General features: G+C 72.2%; 12 protein-coding genes and 1 tRNA gene. 5 read left to right on the forward strand and 8 right to left on the reverse strand.

What is annotated here, in order from left to right; all coding sequences use genetic code 11:
* Positions 1-15 precede the first annotated feature (15 nt).
* The 5 genes from ssb to SMD11_RS15250 all read left to right on the forward strand — a co-directional run bounded on the left by ssb (position 16) and on the right by SMD11_RS15250 (position 4,996).
* Entirely contained in the window at positions 16-468 is a 453-nt protein-coding gene (gene ssb / locus SMD11_RS15225) for a single-stranded DNA-binding protein (protein ID WP_087926986.1), read from the forward strand.
* Positions 469-558: 90 nt separating this feature from the next.
* A complete protein-coding gene (locus SMD11_RS15230) occupies positions 559-1,548 on the forward strand; it encodes a bifunctional DNA primase/polymerase (RefSeq protein ID WP_087926987.1) in 990 nt (329 codons plus the stop codon).
* 379 nt (positions 1,549-1,927) lie between these two features.
* Entirely contained in the window at positions 1,928-3,160 is a 1,233-nt protein-coding gene (locus SMD11_RS15240) for a DUF3631 domain-containing protein (RefSeq protein ID WP_087926989.1), read from the forward strand.
* 174 nt (positions 3,161-3,334) lie between these two features.
* Positions 3,335-3,544 carry a helix-turn-helix domain-containing protein gene (locus SMD11_RS15245; protein ID WP_087926990.1) on the forward strand — a complete coding sequence of 70 codons (210 nt, stop codon included), beginning with the start codon at positions 3,335-3,337 and terminating at the stop codon, positions 3,542-3,544.
* 66 nt (positions 3,545-3,610) lie between these two features.
* Entirely contained in the window at positions 3,611-4,996 is a 1,386-nt protein-coding gene (locus tag SMD11_RS15250; RefSeq protein WP_087926991.1) for a tyrosine-type recombinase/integrase, read from the forward strand.
* Between the two features lie 46 nt (positions 4,997-5,042).
* Here the strand turns inward: SMD11_RS15250 and SMD11_RS15255 are convergent.
* From SMD11_RS15255 to SMD11_RS15290, 8 genes are all read right to left on the reverse strand, one after another.
* Positions 5,043-5,116: transfer RNA gene (locus tag SMD11_RS15255), tRNA-Thr, on the reverse strand.
* Positions 5,117-5,213: 97 nt separating this feature from the next.
* Positions 5,214-6,908: an alpha/beta hydrolase gene (locus tag SMD11_RS15260; RefSeq protein WP_107421958.1), complete on the reverse strand. Its 1,695-nt coding sequence runs from the start codon at positions 6,906-6,908 to the stop codon at positions 5,214-5,216.
* Positions 6,909-7,142: 234 nt separating this feature from the next.
* On the reverse strand, positions 7,143-8,363 hold the full coding sequence (locus SMD11_RS15265; protein WP_087926992.1) for a DNA polymerase III subunit delta': 1,221 nt from the start codon (positions 8,361-8,363) through the stop codon (positions 7,143-7,145).
* 155 nt (positions 8,364-8,518) lie between these two features.
* Positions 8,519-12,175 carry a dTMP kinase gene (gene tmk / locus SMD11_RS15270; RefSeq protein ID WP_087926993.1) on the reverse strand — a complete coding sequence of 1,219 codons (3,657 nt, stop codon included), beginning with the start codon at positions 12,173-12,175 and terminating at the stop codon, positions 8,519-8,521.
* A gap of 264 nt (positions 12,176-12,439) precedes the next feature.
* Positions 12,440-15,319, reverse strand: a complete 2,880-nt coding sequence (topA, locus tag SMD11_RS15275) for a type I DNA topoisomerase (protein WP_087926994.1) — start codon at positions 15,317-15,319, stop codon at positions 12,440-12,442.
* A gap of 258 nt (positions 15,320-15,577) precedes the next feature.
* Positions 15,578-17,107 carry a N5-glutamine methyltransferase family protein gene (locus SMD11_RS15280; RefSeq protein WP_087926995.1) on the reverse strand — a complete coding sequence of 510 codons (1,530 nt, stop codon included), beginning with the start codon at positions 17,105-17,107 and terminating at the stop codon, positions 15,578-15,580.
* Between the two features lie 202 nt (positions 17,108-17,309).
* Positions 17,310-17,882: a small secreted protein gene (locus SMD11_RS15285; protein ID WP_087926996.1), complete on the reverse strand. Its 573-nt coding sequence runs from the start codon at positions 17,880-17,882 to the stop codon at positions 17,310-17,312.
* A 229-nt stretch (positions 17,883-18,111) separates the two neighbouring features.
* Positions 18,112-20,505 carry a sodium-translocating pyrophosphatase gene (locus SMD11_RS15290; protein WP_087926997.1) on the reverse strand — a complete coding sequence of 798 codons (2,394 nt, stop codon included), beginning with the start codon at positions 20,503-20,505 and terminating at the stop codon, positions 18,112-18,114.
* Positions 20,506-20,639: the final 134 nt, after the last annotated feature.

Below are 20,639 nucleotides of genomic sequence, written 5' to 3' on the forward strand. Positions count from 1 at the left end.
TCAGGAGAGTGCAGCATGTCCTTCGGAGAGACCCCGATCACCATCGTCGGCAACCTGACCGCCGACCCGGAACTGAAGTTCACCGACACCGGATCAGCTCTCGCACGGTTCACTGTGGCGTCCACGCCACGCACCTTCGACCGCGAGAGCAACCAGTGGCGCGACGGGACGTCGACGTTCTTCCGCTGCGCTGCCTGGCGCGCCCTCGCCGAGCACATCGCGGAGTCCCTGGCCAAGGGGTCCCGCGTGGTCCTCACCGGGCGGATCCGGCAGCACGACTGGAAGACCCCGGAGGGCGAGAACCGCTCGATGCTGGCCGTCGAAGTCGACGAGATCGGCGCCTCGCTCCGCTTCACCACCGTGACCATCGACGCCAAGCGGCCCAACGGCGCGAACAAGCCGAACGCCTCCAGTGACCCGTGGGCCACGGACGGCGCCCCGGCGGCGGACGCCGAGCCGCCCTTCTAGCTGTGCCCGGGGCGACCGTTCCGTCTCGCCAAAGTCGCGCGGCCGCCCCGGCCCAACCAGCCCACAACAGACTTGTTGGAGGCACCCAGCATGACCCATCCCACCCCGATCCAGCGACCCCGCACCACCGCCCCCCCGCCCGAAGGTGACGGCCCGGCCGAGCCCCTGACGGCGGATCTGGCGAACTTGCACCTGCTGGCCGCCGCCCTGGACTGCGCCGGGCGTGGCTGGCCCGTCATCCCGCTCCACCCGCGGGCCAAGCGGCCCGCCGGACACCCCGAGCGCTCCTGCCCCCACACCGGGCGGTGTGCGAGCGGGCATCGGACTCCGGAGCAGCGGGCCACGACCGACCCGGACCTCATCCACGCCGCGTGGGCCCGCCACCCCTACAACGTCGGGGTGGCGACGGGCCCGGCCGGTCTGCTGGTCATCGACCTGGACCTGCCGAAACCGGAAGAGCCCGAAGGGACGCCTGACGGCGCCACCTCCCTCAAGGCGCTCTGCGTGCGCGCCGGCAAGAGCCTCCCGGCCACTTACCGGGTGCGGACGCCCTCCGGGGGGTGTCACCTGTACTTCGCCGCCCCGCCCGGGGTGCGGCTGAAGTGCAGCGCGGGCCGCCTGGGCAAGCACATCGACACCCGCGCCTGGGGCGGCTACGTCGTCGCCCCCCACAGCATCACGCCCCAAGGCGCGTACGAGATCACCGACCCCGCCCCGGTCGCCGCCCTCCCCCGGTGGGTGGCCGCGCTGCTGCTGGAGCCGCCCGAGCCCGCGGCACCGCCTGTGATCAGGCTGGTGCGGGACGGCACACGGGCCGCCCGGACCGCCCTGGAGCGCGAATGCGCGATCGTCGCCGCCGCCCGGAAGGGCGGCGAGAGCGGGCGCAACAACACCCTGCACAGGAGCACGTGCAAGGTGGCCCGGTTCGTAGCCTGGGGAGACATCGACCAGCACACGGTAGAGGAGGCAATCCAGGGGGCGGGGGAGTCGGCGGGACTGCCGGCGGCCGAGTGCCGCACCACCATCCGCAGCGCCATGGACTGGATCCTCACCCACGCCACACCACGGCCGAGCGCATGAACACCCCCACCTCCCCGCCCCTGGATTGCCCCCACCCCACCACCAAGGCCCCGCAGAACGCCAACCTGGCGGGTCCCCGACCATCGGTGGTGCGGTTGAAGGTTGTCGCCCGTCAGGGCGTCCTTTCAGGTCTTCGCCCTGACCCGCACCCGCCCACCGTCACCGGCATCCACCCCGGCCTCCACGTCCGCCGGATGCTGGAGCCGGTCCCCGTCGCGGACTGGCTCTGTTCCTGCGGACACCACGAACACGCCCACGGGAAGACGGCCGTCGCTGCCCTGGCCGCCCGCGCCCAGGTAGGCGCCTGCCCTCACCGCCCCACAGCCACGGTCGCCCCCGTGAGGAGGACCGCAGCGTGACCACACCCACAAACCCAGACATGCCCACGATCGACGGCGCCGCCCTGCTCGACGAGGTCGAGAGGTTTCACCATCGCTTCAACATCTTCCCCACCGAAGGCGCCTACGTGGCCGTGGCCCTGTGGGACGCCCACACCCACCTGCTCGACTCCTTCGACTCCACCCCGCGCATCGCCTTCCTGTCACCGGAGCCGGGATCGGGGAAGTCCCGTGCCCTGGAAGTCGTGGAAACCCTCGTGCCGAACCCGATGGCAGCCGTGGACGCCTCGGTATCAGCGCTCTTCCGGTCCGTCGCCGGCACCGACGAGGAACGCCCCACGATCGTCTTCGACGAGATCGACACCATCTTCGGCCCCAAAGCCGGAGACAACGAACAACTCCGCGGCTTCCTCAACGCCGGCCACCGGCGCGGCAAACTCACCTACCGGTGCGTGGGCGACGGCTCCAACCAGACCGTGCAGGGCTTCCCCTCCTACTGCGCGGTCGCCATGGCCGGACTCGGATCCCTGCCGGACACGATCCTGACCCGCTCGGTCATCATCCGCATGCGCAAACGCGCCCCCAACGAGACGGTGGAGCCCTACCGCCAGCGCATCAACGAACAGCAGGGCCACGCCCTGCGCGACCAGCTCGCCGACTGGGCCAACACCGTCCGCGACCACGTAACCGGCGCCTGGCCCGTCATGCCGGAGGGCGTGAACGACCGGCCCGCCGACGTCTGGGAGCCCCTGCTCGCCGTCGCCGAAGCAGCCGGCGGCCACTGGCCCGAGCGAGCCCGCGCCGCCTGCCTGGAACTCGTGCACGCCGCGCAGGACAACGACGAATCCTCACTCGGCGTCCGGCTGCTCACCGACCTGCGCGACCACGTGTTCAGCGGCGCCGACCGCATGCCCACCGCCGTGATCCTCCAGTGCCTGCTGGCCATGGACGACGCGCCGTGGGGTGATCTCGACGACAAGCCCATCAACTCCCGGGTGCTGGCGAGGCTGCTGGGGCAATACGTGACGTCGGCGAACAAGCCGATCAAACCGCGCGGCGTCCGGGTCGGCTCCGGAACCCCGAAGGGCTACTACGCGGAGGACCTGGCCGACGCGTGGGAACGGTACTGCCCCCCTCCCCCCGGAAAGTCCGCAACAGCCGCAACGTCCGCCACACCGCAGGTCAGCGGGGGTGAAAGTGTGGCGGAACCACTCCCCGGCATCCGCCACAGCTCCCCGGAAGCCGACACACGCTCACTCAGGGTCGCTGGCTGACCACCCCCAGTGCATCGGCCCCGCCACGCGCTCGCGTGGCGGCACCGATCCGCCACACAACCGCCATCCGCCACAAATCCAAGCCGCTGACCAGCAATGTTGCGGCGTGGCGGACGTTGCGGACCTACCAGAGGGGAGTCACACCCCAGCTCCCCCACTGAGGAGGCATGTCCGATGAGCACCGCCATACGACGCGTCGAGCCCCTTCTCTACACCCCCGAAGAGGCTGCGGAAGCCCTTCGAATCGGCCGCTCCACCGTCTACGAGCTGATGGCCGACGGGATCCTGCCGTACGCCAAGCGCGGCCGGTCTCGCCGCATCAAGCGGTGCGACGTGGAGGCGTACGCCGCGAACCTCCCGTACGAGACCGCCCACACCAGCTAGCAGCCGATCGTGAGAAGAGGCGGGTCGTGCCCAGCAGCGCGGCCCGCCTCCCCCATGGAGGAGCACGTGAGCCCCCGCAGAGCGAATCTCGAATCGTCCGTCTATCTCGGCCGTGACGGCCGGTGGCACGGCCGCGTCACGATGGGCGTCAAGGACGACGGCAGCCCGGACCGGCGCCACCGCCAGGGCCGAACCGAGACTGAAGTACGCCAGAAGGTCAGGGAGCTGGAGAAGCTCCGGGACGAGAAGCGCGCGCCGAAGGCCGGGCGTATCCCCACGGTGGCCCAGTGGATGGACACCTACCTGACCACCATCGCGCCCTTGAAGCTCAGGCCCCGGTCTCTGGATGATTACTGGTCCAAGACCCGCAACGACATCGTCCCGGGCATCGGGCAGCACCGGCTGGACAAGCTCGGGCCTGAGCATCTGGAGAAGATGTACGCGGGCATGCTCGTGGAGGGGCATGCGCCCTCCCACGTACTCAAAGTCCACCGCATCCTCTCCCGCGCCCTGAAGATCGCCCACCGCCGCCGGATCATCGGTGAGAACGTCGCCACGCTCGTGGACCCTCCTTCAGCCGATGAGACGGAGGCGCGCCCCTTCACGCAGGAAGAAGCGAAAGCCTTCCTGGAAGCCGCGGCGAAGCGTCCCACCTTCATGCGATGGGTCGTCGGGGTTGGGCTCGGCTTCCGGCAAGGGGAGACTCTCGGACTGCGGTGGACGTACGTCGATCTGGTGGCCGAGTTATTTCACCCGCGCTGGCAGCTCCAGCGCCTCAAGTGGCGGCACGGCTGCACAGACCCGCACGCCTGCGGAGCCCGCCTCCACCGCTTCGATCCGTGCCCGCCAGGCTGCGTGACCCACAAGACCTACACGCGCGGCTGCCCCGAGCCGTGCACGAAGGGCTGCAAGCGGCACGCGAGCGCCTGCCCCGAGCGAAAGGGCGGCGGACTGACCTTCACCCGCCCCAAGACGAAGAAGAGTCAGGAGCCCGTGCCCATCCCGCCGCCCTTCATCCCCGCCCTGATCGATCACAGGGCGCAACAGGAAGAGCTGAAAGCCGCTGCCGGCGACGAGTGGCAGGAGCACGACGCGGTGTTCACCCGCCCGGACGGCCGGCCGCTGGACCCCCGAGACGACTGGGAGGAGTTCAAACAGCTTCTCGAAGAGGCTGGCCTCAGTGATCGCCGCCTGTACGACGGGAGCCGTCATACCGCCGGCACGATCCTCAACGAGCTGGGCGTGGACATGCGGACGATCATGGAGATCCTGCGGCACACCCAGATCAGTCAGACCCGGCGCTACGTGAAGGGGAGCTCATCGCTCACGAAGGAAGCCATGCGTCGCATGGGTAACACCTTCATGCCCCCGGTCTCCCCCGCGAATGAGACCAGAACTGAGACCACGGACCACCGTGCGGCCCGCGCCCGGCGCCGTCGTCGCATCCGCTGAACCAAGAAAGCCCAGCTCAGACTGGGTCTGAGCTGGGCTTCTCCTGAGCCGCCTTCGGGATTCGAACCCGAGACCTACGCATTACGAGTGCGTTGCTCTGGCCAACTGAGCTAAGGCGGCAAGCTGCGGGGGCCTGATCGGCATCAGCAGCGGGGCCAAGTTTACACAGTTTCCGAGGGTGCTCCGCACACGGCGGCCGGGAGGGCGGAAGCGCAGGTCAGGTGCACTTCTGGGAGGCGGGGGGCACGGTGGTGGTGAGGAGGTAGCCGTTGACGGCGTTGTCGATGCAGGCGCTGCCTCGGGTGTAGGCGGTGTGGCCGTCGCCGTCGTAGGTCAGGAGGCGGCCCGAGGAGAGCTGGGAGGCCAGGGCGCGGGCCCAGGGGTAGGGCGTGGCCGGGTCGCGGGTGGTGCCGACGACGAGGATGGGGTCGGCGCCCTGCGCGGGGATGAGGTGGGGGCGCCCGGTGGCCGGGACGGTCCAGTATCCGCAGGTCAGGGCCGCCCAGGCGAGGCTCGCACCGAAGACCGGGGAGGCCTTCTCGAAGGCCGGGAGGGCCTCGCGGACCTCGCCGGGGCTGCGGAAGGCCGGGGGCAGGTCCAGGCAGTTCACGGCGGCGTTGGCGTACATGAGATTGGCGTAGGCGCCGTTGCCCTCGCGCTCGAAGTAGGCGTCCGAGAGCCGCAGCAGCGGGGCTCCGTCGCCGTGCGTCGCGGAGCGGATCGCCGAGCGCAGCAGGCCCCAGGCCGCCTCGTCGTACATGGCGGAGATCACACCCGTGGTGGCGAGGCTCTCGGTGAGCTTCCGCTGCTTGGCGGCCGCCAGCGGACGGGCGTCGATCTGCTTGAAGAGGGCGGCGAGACGGTCACCCGCGGCCCGCGCCGTGGTGGTGCCCAGCGGGCAGTCCTTGTGCCTGGCGCAGTCCTCCGCGAAGGCCGTGAAGGCGGTCTGGAAGCCCATGGTCTGGTCGCGGTTGACCCGCTCGGAGTCCAGCGACGGGTCGAGCGCGCCGTCGAGCACGAGGCGGCCGACGCGCGCCGGGAAGAGCCCGGCGTACGTGGCGCCGAGGAACGTGCCGTACGAGGCGCCGACGTACGTCAGCTTCTCGTCGCCCAGGACCGCCCGCAGGACGTCCATGTCACGCGCCGCCTCGACCGTCGACACATGGCCGAGCAGCTTGCCCGAGCGGGCCTCGCAGCCCTCCGCGAACTTGATGTAGGCGTCGACCAGTTCGCCGGTCTCCCCCGCGTCGTCCGGCGTCTGGTCGACCTGGGTGTAGGCGTCCATCTCCGCGTCGGACAGGCAGACGACCGGCTCGCTGCCGGCCACGCCGCGCGGGTCCATCCCGACCATGTCGTACCGGGCGCGGACCGAGGCGGGGTAGCCGAGCGCCGCGTACCGCTGGAGGTAGCCGACCGCGGAGCCACCCGGGCCGCCGGGGTTGACCAGCAGGGAGCCGAGGCGCTTGCCGGGGCCCGTCGCCTTCTTGCGGGACACCGCGAGCCTGACGTCGTCCGCCGCCCGCGGGTTGTCGTAGTCCAGCGGGGCGATCAGCGTCGTGCACTCGAAACCGCTGGTCCCGCACGGCCGCCAGGTCAGCTTCTGCGCGTAGTACGGGCGGAGGGCCGACGGCACCGCGGTCGGCAGCGGAGCCAGCGGGCGGCCGAGCGCGGAAGCGTACGGTCCGGTGGCGTACGTGGTGGCGGACCCGGCGTACGTGGCGCCGGCCCCCGCGTACGGCGCACCGCGCACCGCCTGCGCCGCGTCGCCCCACGCCGCCCCTTCGCCCCGGTCCTCGGACGGCACCGCCGCGGACGCCCTCGGCGACGAACCTCCCATGGCGGCGCCGGAGAGCAGCAGCGCCGCGGTCGCGGCGACGGCGCCGGAGGTGCGGAGCAGACGGCTGGTGTCCATCGGCTGGTCCCTCTACGTGGAGTGGACGGGCAGAAATGTACGGGTGCGCGGAGAACATGGTGAAAAACCGGGGCACACCGAGACCGTTGCAGTCACACGGAGTTACGGAGAATCGGCTTGCCCGGACGGAGCGTATCCGTAGGGGTATGTCCCATGGCCAGCCGGAGAGCCTCATTGGGCTCGTTCGAGTGAGAAGGCGTAACCGTAGGCGACTTGGCGCGTACGGCCCTCCGATCAGCCGGCCCGGAGCGCCATCGTCATCGCCTCGACCGCGAGCAGCGGCGCCACGTTCCGGTCGAGGGCGCGGCGGCACTCGATGATCGCCTCGATGCGGCGCAGGGTCTGCTCGGGTCTCGAACCCGAGGCGACGCGCCGGAGGGCGTCCCCGACGTCCACGTTGGCGATCGCGACCGGCGAGCCGAGCTGCATCGCGAGGACATCGCGGTAGAAGCCCGTCAGGTCGACGAGCGCGAGGTCGAGGCTGTCGCGCTGGGTGCGGGTGCCGCGGCGCTTCTGGCGGTCCTGGAGGTCCTTCATGACGCCCGCGGTGCCGCGCGGCAGGCGCCCGCCCGTGCCGGCCGCCGCGCCGAGCGCCGCGCGCAGCTCCTCGGTCTCCTTGGTGTCGACCTCCTCCGCGACCTGCTTGGCGTCCTCGGCCGCCGCGTCGACGAGCTCCTGGGCACCCTTCAGGCAGCCGCCGATGTCGTCGACCCGCAGCGGCAGCTTGAGGACGGCCGCGCGGCGGGCGCGGGCGCGCTCGTCGGTGGCGAGGCGGCGGGCCCGGCCGATATGGCCCTGGGTGGCACGGGCCGACTGCGCGGCGAGCTCCGGCTCGATGCCGTCGCGGCGCGCGAGGAGGTCGGCGACGGCCTCGACGGGCGGCGTCCGCAGGGTGAGGTGCCGGCAGCGCGAGCGGATCGTGGGCAGCACGTCCTCCAGCGAGGGCGCGCACAGCAGCCACACGGTGCGCGGCGCGGGCTCCTCCACGGCCTTGAGGAGGACGTTCCCGGCGCCTTCGGTCAGGCGGTCCGCGTCCTCCAGGACGATCACCTGCCAGCGGCCGCCCGCCGGGGACAGCTGGGAGCGGCGGACCAGGTCACGGGTCTCCTTCACACCGATCGACAGCTGGTCCGTGCGGACGATCTCGACGTCGGCGTGCGTGCCCACCAGCGAGGTGTGGCAGCCGTCGCAGAAGCCGCAGCCGGGCATGCCGCCATGGGCGCGGTCGGGGCTGACGCACTGGAGCGCGGCGGCGAACGCGCGGGCCGCCGTCGCCCGGCCGGAGCCGGGGGGGCCGGTGAACAGCCAGGCGTGCGTCATCGAACCGCCGGTGGCGGACGCGCCGCCCTCCCGCGGGGAAGCGGCGTCGGTCACCAGCGCGTCCGCGTCCCGCGCGGCAGCGGAGAGCTGCTCCGTCACCCGGTCCTGGCCGACCAGGTCGTCCCACACCGCCATGGCTGTCCTCCGCGCTGTTTGTCCTGCGGCTACCCATTGTCGGCCACGGCACTGACACCGCGGACCGCGAACGGGATATCAGGGGCGGGAAACGGCGACGCGGTACGGGCCCGCCCATGGGGCCCGTACCGCGTCGCCGTTCAACGGCCGTTCCGTCAGCCGTCGCGGCGCTTGCCCCGGCGGCCCGGGTGGCCCTCGCCGTCGTCACGGCGGTCGCGGGGGCCGAGGAGCTCGTCCGCGAGGGTCGGGGCGTCGTCGGACGAGGCGCCCTCCACCCAGCCGGGGCGGCGGCGCGGCTTCGCGCCGGAGGCCGCCCGGTCCTCGTTCACCTGCGGCAGCTCACGGGTGACCTCGTTGTCGGAGTCGCCGGAGTGATCGGAGTCGTCGGAGCCTTCCGAAGCGCCCGCCCGGCCGGAGCCCGCCGAGCCCTCGTCCGCGGGGTCCTCCGGCCGGAAGAGCCACGTGGGCACGCGGTCCGTCGGGTCCTCCGGGCGGTCGACGTGACCGGGGCCGGTGGTCCTTACGGGCGGAAGCACCGCCGTCTCGTCCGCCGACCCGGCCGGAACGCCGGGGTCACCCTCGGGGCGCACCGGCGGGAGCACCGCGGTCTCCTCCGCGTCACTCGCCTCGGCGGCCGCCGCCGGAGCGGGCGGTACGGGCGGCGCGGCGGGGGCCGCGGGCGCCGGACGGGCGGGCGGCTGCGGCAGCACGGCCGTCTCCTCGGAATCGGAGCCCGCGGCGCGGTCCGCCGCCGTAAGGCCGGAGGCACCGGAAGCACCGGACGCGCCCCCGTCGGTCTTCTCCGGCTCCGTCTTTTCCGGCTCGGTCCCCCACGTCACCCGCTGCTGCGGCGCCACGTCGCGCACGGGCGGCAGCACCGCCGTCTCCTCCTCCGCGGCGGGACGGGCGGCGGCGGCGCGCGGGTCGACACGCGGCCGCTCGACGGTCGGCGTCAGGTCCGCCGTGCGCGGGTCGGGCCGGCCGACGACGGGCCGGCGGACCGTCCGCGTCACCTCGGAGCCGTCACCGGAGCCGTCACCCGCCGCCTGCGCGGCGGAAGCGGCCCCCCTACCGACAGAAGCATCGCCCTTGCCGGTGGAAGCCTCGTCCTTACGGCCGGAAGGCTCGCCCGCACCGGCAGAACCTTCGCCGGTCCCGACGGGGGCTTCGTCCTTACGGAGCGAAGGCCGCTCGACCGTCGGCGCCTCAGTGGCGGCGGAAGCAGCCGACGCCGCGGCCGCCTCGGCCGCCGCGATGCGCGCCTGCTCCGCCCGCAGCAGCGCCTCCTCCGCCTTGCGCTGCTTCTCCAGGCGGCGTTCCGCGGCCTCCGCGCGCAGCCGCGCCTCCTCCTCGGCCCGCTTGCGCAGCCGCTCCTGCTCGGCGGCCCGGGTGCGCTCCTCGGCCTCGCGGCGCCTGCGCTCCTCCTCGGCCAGGCGGCGGGCCTCCTCGGCGCGCTGCCGGGCCTCCTCCGCGAGGCGCTCCTCCTCGCGCTTGCGGGCCTCCTCCAGCTCGCGCCGGCGGCGTTCCTCCTCCTCGGCGCGCAGCTTGGCGAGCTGGGCCTGGCGCTCACGCTCCAGCCGCTCCTCCTCCGCCTTGCGCGCGGCCTCCTCCTCGGCCTTGCGGCGGGCCTCTTCCTCCGCGGCCTTACGGGCCTGCTCGCGGCGCTCGATCTCGGCGGCGGAGAGCGGGAGGAGCTGGTCGAGACGGTGGCGCACGACCGTGGAGACGGCCTCCGGCTCCTGGCCCGCGTCCACGACGAGGTAGCGCGAGGGGTCCGCGGCGGCCAGGGTCAGGAAGCCGGTGCGCACCCGCTGGTGGAACTCGGCGGGCTCGGACTCGAGCCGGTCGGGCGCCTCGGTGAAACGTTCTCGCGCGGTCTCGGGCGAGACGTCGAGCAGCACCGTCAGGTGCGGGACGAGACCGTCCGTGGCCCAGCGCGAGATCCGGGCGATCTCGGTCGGCGAGAGGTCGCGGCCGGCGCCCTGATAGGCGACGGAGGAGTCGATGTAGCGGTCGGTGATGACCACGGCACCGCGCTCCAGGGCGGGCCGTACGACGGACTCGACGTGGTGGGCGCGGTCGGCCGCGTACAGCAGCGCCTCGGCCCGGTCGGAAAGACCGGCGGAGCCGACGTCCAGGAGGATGGCGCGCAGCCGCTTGCCGATGGCCGTGGCACCCGGCTCGCGGGTGACGACGACCTCGTGGCCCTTGGCCCGGATCCAGTCGGCGACGGCCTGCACCTGGGTGGACTTGCCGGCGCCGTCGCCGCCCTCGAAGGCGATGAAGAAGCCGGTGCCGGAGGGCGTCTGGGCGGGGTCGCCGCCGCGCAGCACGTCCATCAGGTCGCGGCGGAACGGTACGCCGTGGCGGTCGTCGGTCTTGCCGAGGACGATGGCGGCGACGGGCAGCAGCAGCGCGCCGACGAGCATCAGCGTGAAGGCCGCCCCGCCGTGCGCGAAGACGAAGCTGCCGCTCTCCATCCGGTGCGGCCCGATGGCCGCGGCGAGCAGGGGCGCCACCACGGCGCCCAGCGCGGCGCTGACCCGGACGACGGCGTGCAGGTGGTCGGTCGTCCGCGCCCGGCGGCTCTCCTCGGTCTCCTGGTCGAGCAGGGAGTGCCCGGTGTTGGCGACGATGCCGGCGCAGACGCCCGCCGCGAGGACGAGCAGCAGGACCGTGGTCGGGTCCGGCACCAGGCCGGCGGCCAGCAGCGCGAGGCCGGCCAGGGCGAGGGCCAGGGCCAGCAGACGGCGGCGGGAGAAGCCCGGCAGCACCTTCCGCGCGGTGCGGATGCCGATGACCGGACCGCCGGAGAGGGCGAGCACCAGCAGCCCGAAGGCCACCGGGCCACCACCGAGGTCGACGGCCTGGAGCGCGGCGACGCCGACGGACGCGGCGATCGCGCCGGCCACGGCCGCGCAGGACAGGACGAGCACCGGGATCGCGCCCGTACGGCCCGCGTCAGGGGTGCCCTGGAGGCCCTTGGGGCGGCGCAGGCCCTCAAGGGGCGAGCGCACGCGCGGGGACTGGGTGCCGGGGAAGGTGAGGAAGTACAGGACCGCGGCCGAGGTCGCGAAGAGCCCGGCGGCGAGGTAGGCGCCCAGGGCCGCCTGGTGCTCGTGGAACCAGTCGATGCCGGAGCCGAGCACATTGCTGACGAGCGTGATGGCGACGAGCGCGGCGGCTGCCGCGGGCAGGGCCACGAAGTTCGTCCGCAGCGAGAGGCGGCGCAGCGCGTCGTAGTGGTCCGGGAGGGGGCGTACGGCCGCGCCCTCGGCGGGCGGCGCGGGCAGCAGCGTGGGGGCCGCGCCCTCCTTGGCGACGGTCCACACGCGCTCGGCGACGCCCACGACGAAGGCGGACACGAGCAGCAGCGCGAGCGACTTGTCCTCGGTCCAGTCGATCCACAGGGGGGCGACGGCGAGCAGCGCGAGCCGTACGCCGTCCGCACCGATCATGGTCCAGCGCCGGTCGAGGGGACCGGTCGGCGCGATGAGCGAGGAGACCGGGCCGAGCAGGGCGGCGCCGAAGAGCAGGGTCGCGAGCAGGCGCGCGCCGAGGACCGCGGCGACCGCCGTCGCGGCACCGCGGTATCCGCCTCCGAAGGCCCCCGTCACGACCGACGCCTGGAGCGCCAGCAGGAGGAGGACGAGAAGGGCGAGGGAATCCCCGATGCCGCCGACGAACTGGGCGCTCCACAGCCGCCGGAGCGGAGGGATGCGCAACAGGGCCCGTACGGCGCGCTCGCGGGAATCCGCGGCTAGGGCGCCGGATGTGGTGGTTTCCACCGATGGCTGCTCGGCTCGCGTCATCCTGCCAGCCTATCCGGAGTGGCCGGACCTCAACCGCCACGCCGAACATCTGATCGACCTACGGAGTGGTCGTCCCACCGCCGAAACCGCTGCTCACGGGGGTTCTCCACCGCTAGCGGCGCGGAGGCGGGGCGGGCACGGCCGAGGGCGGTGAACCGGATTCCGGTTCACCGCCCTCGCTCGCGTCGCGGCCGGACACCCTCGCCCGCCCGCGACGCCGGAAACCCCCGGCCACGGACCCCTCGGGGTCCGGGCCGCCCGGCGCTACTCGGCCGGAGCCGACGCGGCCGTCTTGGCGGTGGCGGTCTTCTTCGCCGCCGTCTTCTTGGCCGTCGTCTTCTTCGCGGTGGTCGTCTTCTTGGCCGTCGTGGTCTTGGCGGCCGTCTTCTTCGCCGCCGTCTTGGTGGCGGTCTTCTTGGCCGTGGCCTTCTTCGCCGTCGCCTTCTTCGCGGGCGCCTTCTTGGCCGTCTTCTTGGCCGGGCCCTTGGCGCGCTTCTCGGCGAGCAGCTCGTAGCCGCGCTCCGGCGTGATCGTCTCGACGTCGTCGTCACGGCGCAGCGTGGCGTTGGTCTCGCCGTCGGTCACGTACGGACCGAAGCGGCCGTCCTTGACCACGACCGGACGCTCGCTGACCGGGTCGGTGCCGAGCTCCTTCAGCGGCGGCTTGGCCGCGGCGCGGCCCCGCTGCTTCGGCTGGGCGTAGATCGCGAGGGCCTCGTCGAGGGTGATCGTGAAGAGCTGGTCCTCGGTCTCCAGGGACCGCGAGTCCGTGCCCTTCTTCAGGTACGGGCCGTAGCGGCCGTTCTGCGCGGTGATCTCCACGCCCTCGGCGTCCGCGCCGACGACGCGCGGCAGCGACATCAGCTTGAGGGCGTCGTCCAGGGTGACCGTGTCCAGGGACATGCTCTTGAAGAGCGAGGCGGTCCGCGGCTTCACGGCGTTCTTGCCGGTCTTCGGCGTGCCCTCGGGCAGGACCTCGGTGACGTACGGGCCGTAGCGGCCGTCGCGGGCGATGACCGGGTTGCCGCTGACCGGGTCCGTGCCCAGCTCGAAGTCGCCGCTCGGCTTGGCGAGCAGCTCCTCGGCGTAGGCGACGGTCAGCTCGTCGGGCGCCAGGTCCTCCGGGACGTCCGCGCGCTGGTGGCCCTCGGAGTCCTTCTCGCCGCGCTCGACGTACGGGCCGTAGCGGCCGACGCGCAGCACGATGCCGTCGCCGACCGGGAACGAGGACACCTCACGGGCGTCGATCGCGCCGAGGTCGGTGACGAGCTCCTTGAGGCCGCCGAGGTGGTCGCCGTCGCCGTTGCCGGCCTCGGCGGCGCCGCCGGCCGCGCCCTCGGTGCCCTCGCCGAAGTAGAACCGGCGCAGCCACGGCACGGCCTGGGCCTCACCGCGGGCGATGCGGTCGAGGTCCTCCTCCATGGAGGCGGTGAAGTCGTAGTCGACCAGCCGGCCGAAGTGCTTCTCCAGGAGGTTCACGACGGCGAAGGACAGGAAGGACGGGACGAGCGCCGTGCCCTTCTTGAAGACGTAGCCGCGGTCGAGGATCGTGCCGATGATCGACGCGTACGTCGACGGGCGGCCGATCTCCCGCTCCTCCAGCTCCTTGACCAGCGAGGCCTCGGTGTAGCGGGCCGGCGGCTTGGTGGCGTGACCGTCGGCGGTGATCTCCTCGGCGGTCAGCGGGTCGCCCTCGGTGACCTGCGGGAGGCGGCGCTCGCGGTCGTCGAGCTCGGCGTTCGGGTCGTCGGCGCCCTCCACGTAGGCCTTCATGAAGCCGTGGAAGGTGATCGTCTTGCCGGAGGCGCTGAACTCGGCGTCCCGGCCGTCGCTCGCCCGGCCGGCGATCTTGACGGTGACGGAGTTGCCGGTCGCGTCCTTCATCTGGGAGGCGACGGTCCGCTTCCAGATCAGCTCGTAGAGCCGGAACTGGTCACCGGTCAGACCGGTCTCGGCGGGCGTGCGGAAACGATCACCCGAAGGACGGATCGCCTCGTGCGCCTCCTGGGCGTTCTTGACCTTGCCGGCGTACGTGCGCGGCTTCTCCGGCAGGTAGTCGGCGCCGTAGAGCTGGGTGACCTGTGCCCGGGCGGCCTGGATCGCCGTGTCGGAGAGCGTGGTGGAGTCCGTACGCATGTAGGTGATGAAGCCGTTCTCGTACAGCTTCTGGGCCACCTGCATGGTCGCCTTCGCACCGAAGCCCAGCTTGCGCGAGGCCTCCTGCTGGAGCGTCGTCGTCCGGAACGGCGCGTACGGCGAGCGGCGGTACGGCTTGGACTCGACGGAGCGCACCGCGAACGCCGAGTCGGCGAGGGCGGCGGCGAGCGCGCGGGCGTTCGCCTCGTCCAGGTGCAGCACGGCGGAGCCGTCCTTGAGCACACCGGTCGAGCCGAAGTCACGGCCCTGCGCCACCCGGCGGCCGTCGACCGCGGTCAGGCGGGCGGCGAGGGTGCCGGGGTCGGTGGCGTCGCCGCCGCGGCCCGTGGCGAAGGTGCCGGTGAGGTCCCAGTACTCGGCGGAGCGGAAGGCGATGCGCTCGCGCTCCCGCTCGACGACGAGACGCGTGGCGACGGACTGCACCCGGCCGGCCGACAGCCGGGGCATGACCTTCTTCCACAGCACCGGCGAGACCTCGTAGCCGTAGAGGCGGTCGAGGATGCGGCGGGTCTCCTGGGCGTCGACGAGCTTCTTGTTCAGCTCGCGCGGGTTGGCGACGGCCTCCCGGATCGCGTCCTTGGTGATCTCGTGGAAGACCATCCGGCGGACCGGGACCTTGGGCTTGAGGACTTCCTGGAGGTGCCACGCGATGGCCTCGCCCTCGCGGTCCTCATCGGTGGCGAGGAAGAGCTCGTCGGACTCGGCCAGCAGCTCCTTGAGCTTCTTGACCTGGTCCTTCTTGTCGTGATTGACGACGTAGATGGGCTGGAAGTCGGCGTCGACGTTCACGCCGAGGCGGGCCCAGGGCTCGCCCTTGTACTTCGCCGGGACCTCGGCGGCCCCGTTCGGCAGGTCACGGATGTGCCCGACGCTCGCCTCGACGACGTATCCGGGGCCGAGGTAGCCCTTGATCGTCTTCGCCTTGGCAGGCGACTCGACGATGACGAGTCGGCGGCCGCCCTGTGCGGTCTCGCTGGTCGGGGACAACTTCGCTCTTCTTCCGGTCGGCACTCGGTGTAGGCGCTGCGGTGACGCTGCGGAGTGTGACGGTACATCCCGCCCCCGTGTCAAACGGAAAAAGCCCGCAACGCCACTCGAACGGTAACCCGACAAGCGTCCTGTCTGCCGCCCGGACCGGCACACCACCGGAGTGAAGGAACCGCCGGAGCGCCGCGCGGCCCCTCTCGGACCGCGCGCGCCGATTGACGTGAACCCGCCTCTTGCCGGATCCCGCGGACGCCGCTCTCAGTCCACCACCGGGATCAGGAATCCCTGCTCCACGAGGAGCCGGATCGACTCCGGCGTACGGTCCCGCAGCAGCACCGGATCCTGCCCCACCAGCTGCGCGATGGCGTCGAGGATGCGGCCCGCGCTGAGAGAGCCGTCACACACCCCGGCGAAGCCCGCGCCGACCGTGTCCACCTTGGTGGCCCGCCGCATTCCACGGTTCTGGCGCAGGACGACGTGCTCCGGGTCCTCCGCGCCGGGCAGTCCGACCTGCTCCTGGACGACCTCGTCGGCGAGCCGGAAGCGGGCGGCGAGCAGGGACGCGTCGTCGTGCGAGCGCAGGAAGTCCTGTCGCTCGAAATGGGCCCGAACGGATGCACCGAGCGGCTGCTCGACCGGGTGCGGCCACTCCTCCGCGATGACGGAGGGACGGTCGGAGCCCGATTTACGCAGCGTGATCCAGCCAAATCCGACGGCCTTGGTCTTCCGTGTCTCGAACTCGTCCAGCCACGCGTCGTAGCGGGCCGCGTACGCGGCGGGATCGGTCCGGTGGTCGCCCCCGTCACGCAGCCACAGCTCGGCGTACTGCGCGACGTCCTGCACCTCGCGCTGGACGATCCAGGCGTCGCAGCCGCGCGGCACCCAGGAGGAGAGCCGGTCCCGCCAGTCCTCGCCCTCGACGTGCTGCCAATTGGCGAGCAGCTGGCAGTGGCCGCCGTCGTTGAGCCGGTCCGCCGCCTGCTGGACGATCGTCCGGCACAGGTCGTCGCCGCCCATGCCGCCGTCGCGGTAGGTCAGCCGCGCGCCGGGCGAGATGACGAAGGGCGGGTTGGAGACGATCAGGTCGTAGGTGTCCCGGGCGACGGGCTCGAAGAGCGAGCCCTCGCGCAGATCGGCCTCGGGCGCGCCGGAGAGGGCCAGCGTGAGGCGCGCGAAGTGCAGGGCGCGCGGGTTGAGGTCGGTGGCGGTGACCTCGGTGGCGTGCCGGCTCGCGTGCAGCGCCTGGATGCCGGAGCCGGTGCCGAGGTCGAGGGCGCTGGCCACGGGCGTACGGATGGTGATGCCGGCGAGCGTGGTGGACGCGCCGCCCACGCCGAGGACAAGCTGGGAGCGGTCCACGCCCGACGGGCCGCCGGAGCCCCCGGCGATCCCGCCGGCGCCGCCGACGGCGCAGCCCAGGTCGGAGACGATCCACCAGTCCTCGCCCTCGGGACCGCTGTACGGGCGCACGTCGACGGTGGCCCGTACGTCGCCGCCGTCCCGGACCAGCCAGCCGTCCGCGAGGCAGTCGTCCACCGGCAGCGCCGCGGCGGCCCGGGCGTGGGCGACCGGCAGCTGGAGCAGGAAGAGGCGCACCAGCGTCTCCAGCGGGCCGTCAACGCGGGTGGCGCGCAGCGCAGGGACCGTCTCGCTGCGGGCGAGCGCGGCGTAGGCGGGGGCGCCCAGCAGGTCGAGGAGGCCGTCGGCGGTGAAGGCCGCGGTCAGCAGGGATTCGCGCAGCCGGGCGGTGCGCGCGCGGTCGGTGGCGGAGGGAAGGAGCGTACTCACGGCACCATTGTCGGGGGCGCCGCGGACAAATGACGAAAGCCCGGCGCCACGCCCCTCGCGGGGGCGCGGCGCCGGGCCGCACGGCCGGTGCCGCCGCTTCCGGTGCGGGCCTGCCGGTGCCGCCGCTTCCCGCCCGGCCTGCGTCGTGCCCGGCCTACTTCTCGCCCGGCCTACTTCTCGCCCGGCTTACTTCTCGCCCGGCTTACTTCTTGCTCGGCGTGGCCGAGGCCGAGATCTTCTGGCAGCCGGGCTGCTTCGCCATGGCCTTGCCGACGTCGCCGGACTGGAGCTTCTTGAGGGCCTCGTCGCTCTGGCCGCTCAGCTTGCCGATGTCCCCGCCGATGGCCTTGAGGCCCTCGCCGAACTTCGCCTTGTCACCGGTGTCGAGGCCGTCGATCCGCTTCTTCAGGCCGATGTACGCCCCGGAGAGGTCGTTGAGGGCCTTCACCGCGTTCTTCTGGCTGGTCTCGCCGTCCTTGACGGGCGGCGCTCCGGCGTTGTCCACGCTGGTGGCCAGGGCCTTGTACGCGTCGGCGTTGGCCTGGAAGGCGGCCGAGTCGGTCTGCTGGACCTTCTTCGAGTCCTCCTCGGTCTGGACGCCCGCGATGGAGTGGTTGGCGTCCTGGATCTTCTTCACCTGAGGCTGCATCTGGTCGCAGACCTTCTTGGACCAGTCGTCGAGCTTCTTGTTGCCTTCGTCGTCGCCGCCGCAGCCCGTCAGCGCCAGGACAAGTGCCGCACCGCCGGACAGTGCAGCCACAAGCTTCTTGTTCACCGGATCGGTCCCTTCAATGGCTCTCGGCCCCGGAACTTACACGTCCAGACCGGGTCGCCCGAGAGCCGAGCACCCCTTACGCCCCCTTTTGAAGCCATTTGCACCAAGACGGGCGTGGCGTTCGCCGCACCTGATCCCCATGCGCGCCGACGGCGCGCGCGGGTGGGCGGTGCGCCCGCGCGCACCGCCCACCCGCGCTCCTGACGTTCGCTCAGTACGCCTGCGCCGGTTAGGACACCACCGCCGGATCGGCGGGCCGCGGCGCCTGCTCCGCGTTCCCGTCGTCGCCGTCGACGGCGACGCCCCGGCGCTTGGAGACGTAGACCGCGCCGACGATGACGACGACGGCCAGGACCGCGACGCCGATCCGCAGCCCGTCGTTGGCGTCGTCGCCGTAGGAGAACTTGACGACCGCCGGCGCGATCAGGAGGGCGACCAGGTTCATCACCTTCAGCAGCGGGTTGATCGCGGGCCCGGCGGTGTCCTTGAACGGATCGCCGACCGTGTCGCCGATGACGGTCGCGGCGTGCGCCTCGCTGCCCTTGCCGCCGTGGTGCCCGTCCTCCACCAGCTTCTTGGCGTTGTCCCAGGCGCCACCGGAGTTGGCCAGGAAGACCGCCATCAGGGTGCCGCAGCCGATCGCGCCCGCCAGGTACGAGCCGAGGGCGCCGACGCCGAGCGAGAAGCCGACCGCGATCGGCGCCATGACCGCGAGCAGGCCGGGCGTGGCGAGTTCGCGCAGCGCGTCCTTGGTGCAGATGTCCACCACCCGCCCGTACTCCGGTTTTTCGGTGTAGTCCATGATCCCGGGGTGCTCGCGGAACTGCCGTCGCACCTCGTAGACCACCGCGCCCGCCGAGCGGGAGACGGCGTTGATCGCCAGGCCCGAGAAGAGGAAGACGACGGCCGCGCCGAGGATCAGCCCCACGAGGTTGTTGGGCTGCGAGATGTCCAGGCTGAGCCCCAGTTCCCCGGACTTGGCGTGTACGTCCCGCACGGCCGTGGCGATGGCGTCGCGGTACGAGCCGAACAGCGCCGCCGCGGCCAGCACGGCCGTGGCGATGGCTATGCCCTTGGTGATGGCCTTGGTGGTGTTGCCGACGGCGTCCAGGTCGGTGAGCACCTGGGCGCCCGCGCCCTGGACGTCGCCGGACATCTCGGCGATGCCCTGGGCGTTGTCGGAGACCGGTCCGAAGGTGTCCATGGCGACGATGACGCCGACGGTGGTCAGCAGGCCCGTGCCGGCGAGGGCGACGGCGAAGAGCGCGAGCATGATCGAGGTGCCGCCGAGGAGGAACGCGCCGTAGACGCCGAGCGCGATCAGCACGGCGGAGTAGACCGCCGACTCCAGGCCGATGGAGATGCCGGCGAGGACGACGGTCGCGGGGCCGGTCAGGGAGGTCTTGCCGATGTCGCGCACCGGGCGCCGGTTGGTCTCCGTGAAGTAGCCGGTCAGCTGCTGGATGAGCGCGGCGAGCACGATGCCGATGGCCACCGCGACCAGCGCGAAGACCCGCGGGTCGCCGTCGTGGGCCCGGATGGCGTCGTCCCCGATGCCCTTCAATTCCGCGAAGCTGGACGGCAGGTAGACGAAGACCGCGGCGGCCACCAGGACCAGCGAGACGACGGCCGAGATGAAGAAGCCGCGGTTGATCGCGGTCATGCCGCTGCGGTCGGCGCGGCGGGGGGCGACGGCGAAGATGCCGATCATCGCCGTGAGGACCCCGATGGCCGGGACGAGCAGGGGGAAGGCCAGGCCCGCGTCGCCGAAGGCGGCCTTGCCGAGGATCAGCGCGGCGACCAGGGTCACCGCGTAGGACTCGAAGAGGTCGGCGGCCATGCCCGCGCAGTCGCCGACGTTGTCGCCCACGTTGTCGGCGATGGTGGCGGCGTTCCGCGGATCGTCCTCCGGGATGCCCTGCTCCACCTTGCCGACCAGGTCGGCGCCGACGTCGGCGGCCTTGGTGAAGATGCCGCCGCCGACCCTCATGAACATCGCGATCAGCGCCGCGCCGAGGCCGAAGCCCTCCAGCACCTTGGGCGCGTCGGCCGCGTAGACCAGCACCACGCAGGAGGCGCCCAGCAGGCCGAGGCCGACCGTGCACATCCCGACGACGCCACCCGTCCGAAACGCGATCTTCATGGCCTTGTGGGAGACGGCCGTCAGATCCTTCTCCGGCTCCCCCTCGACGGGCGTGGCCTCCCGCGCGGCCGCGGCGACCCGCACATTGCTGCGGACCGCGAGCCACATGCCGATATAGCCGGTGGCCGCCGAGAAGAGCGCGCCGATCAGGAAGAAGGCCGAACGCCCGGCACGCTGCGACCAGTTGTCCGCCGGCAACAGCATGAGCAGGAAGAACACCACCACGGCGAATACACCGAGGGTGCGCAACTGCCGGGCGAGATAGGCGTTCGCGCCTTCCTGCACCGCAGCGGCGATCTTTCGCATGCTGTCCGTGCCCTCCCGGGCCGCGAGCACCTGCCGGACGAGCACCACGGCGACGACGAGCGCCGCCAGCGCGACGGCTCCGATCACCATCACCAGGGTGCGATTGCCTTGAGTCAGCTCGGCTGCGAGATTCTGCGTGAAGTCCACCTGTCCAGGGGTAAAAGGCCCCGCCATTCGTCCTCCTTGACGTTTGGCACATGGGCGCGCGACCGGACCGCGACCGCGGAACGGCCACCACGCTCAGGCGTCCTGAGCTCAAGATGGACGGATTGTAGGGAGCATGGCGAGATCAAAACAGAGCACGGCAA

It is taken from the genome of Streptomyces albireticuli (genome assembly GCF_002192455.1).
GTDB lineage: Bacteria > Actinomycetota > Actinomycetes > Streptomycetales > Streptomycetaceae > Streptomyces > Streptomyces albireticuli_B.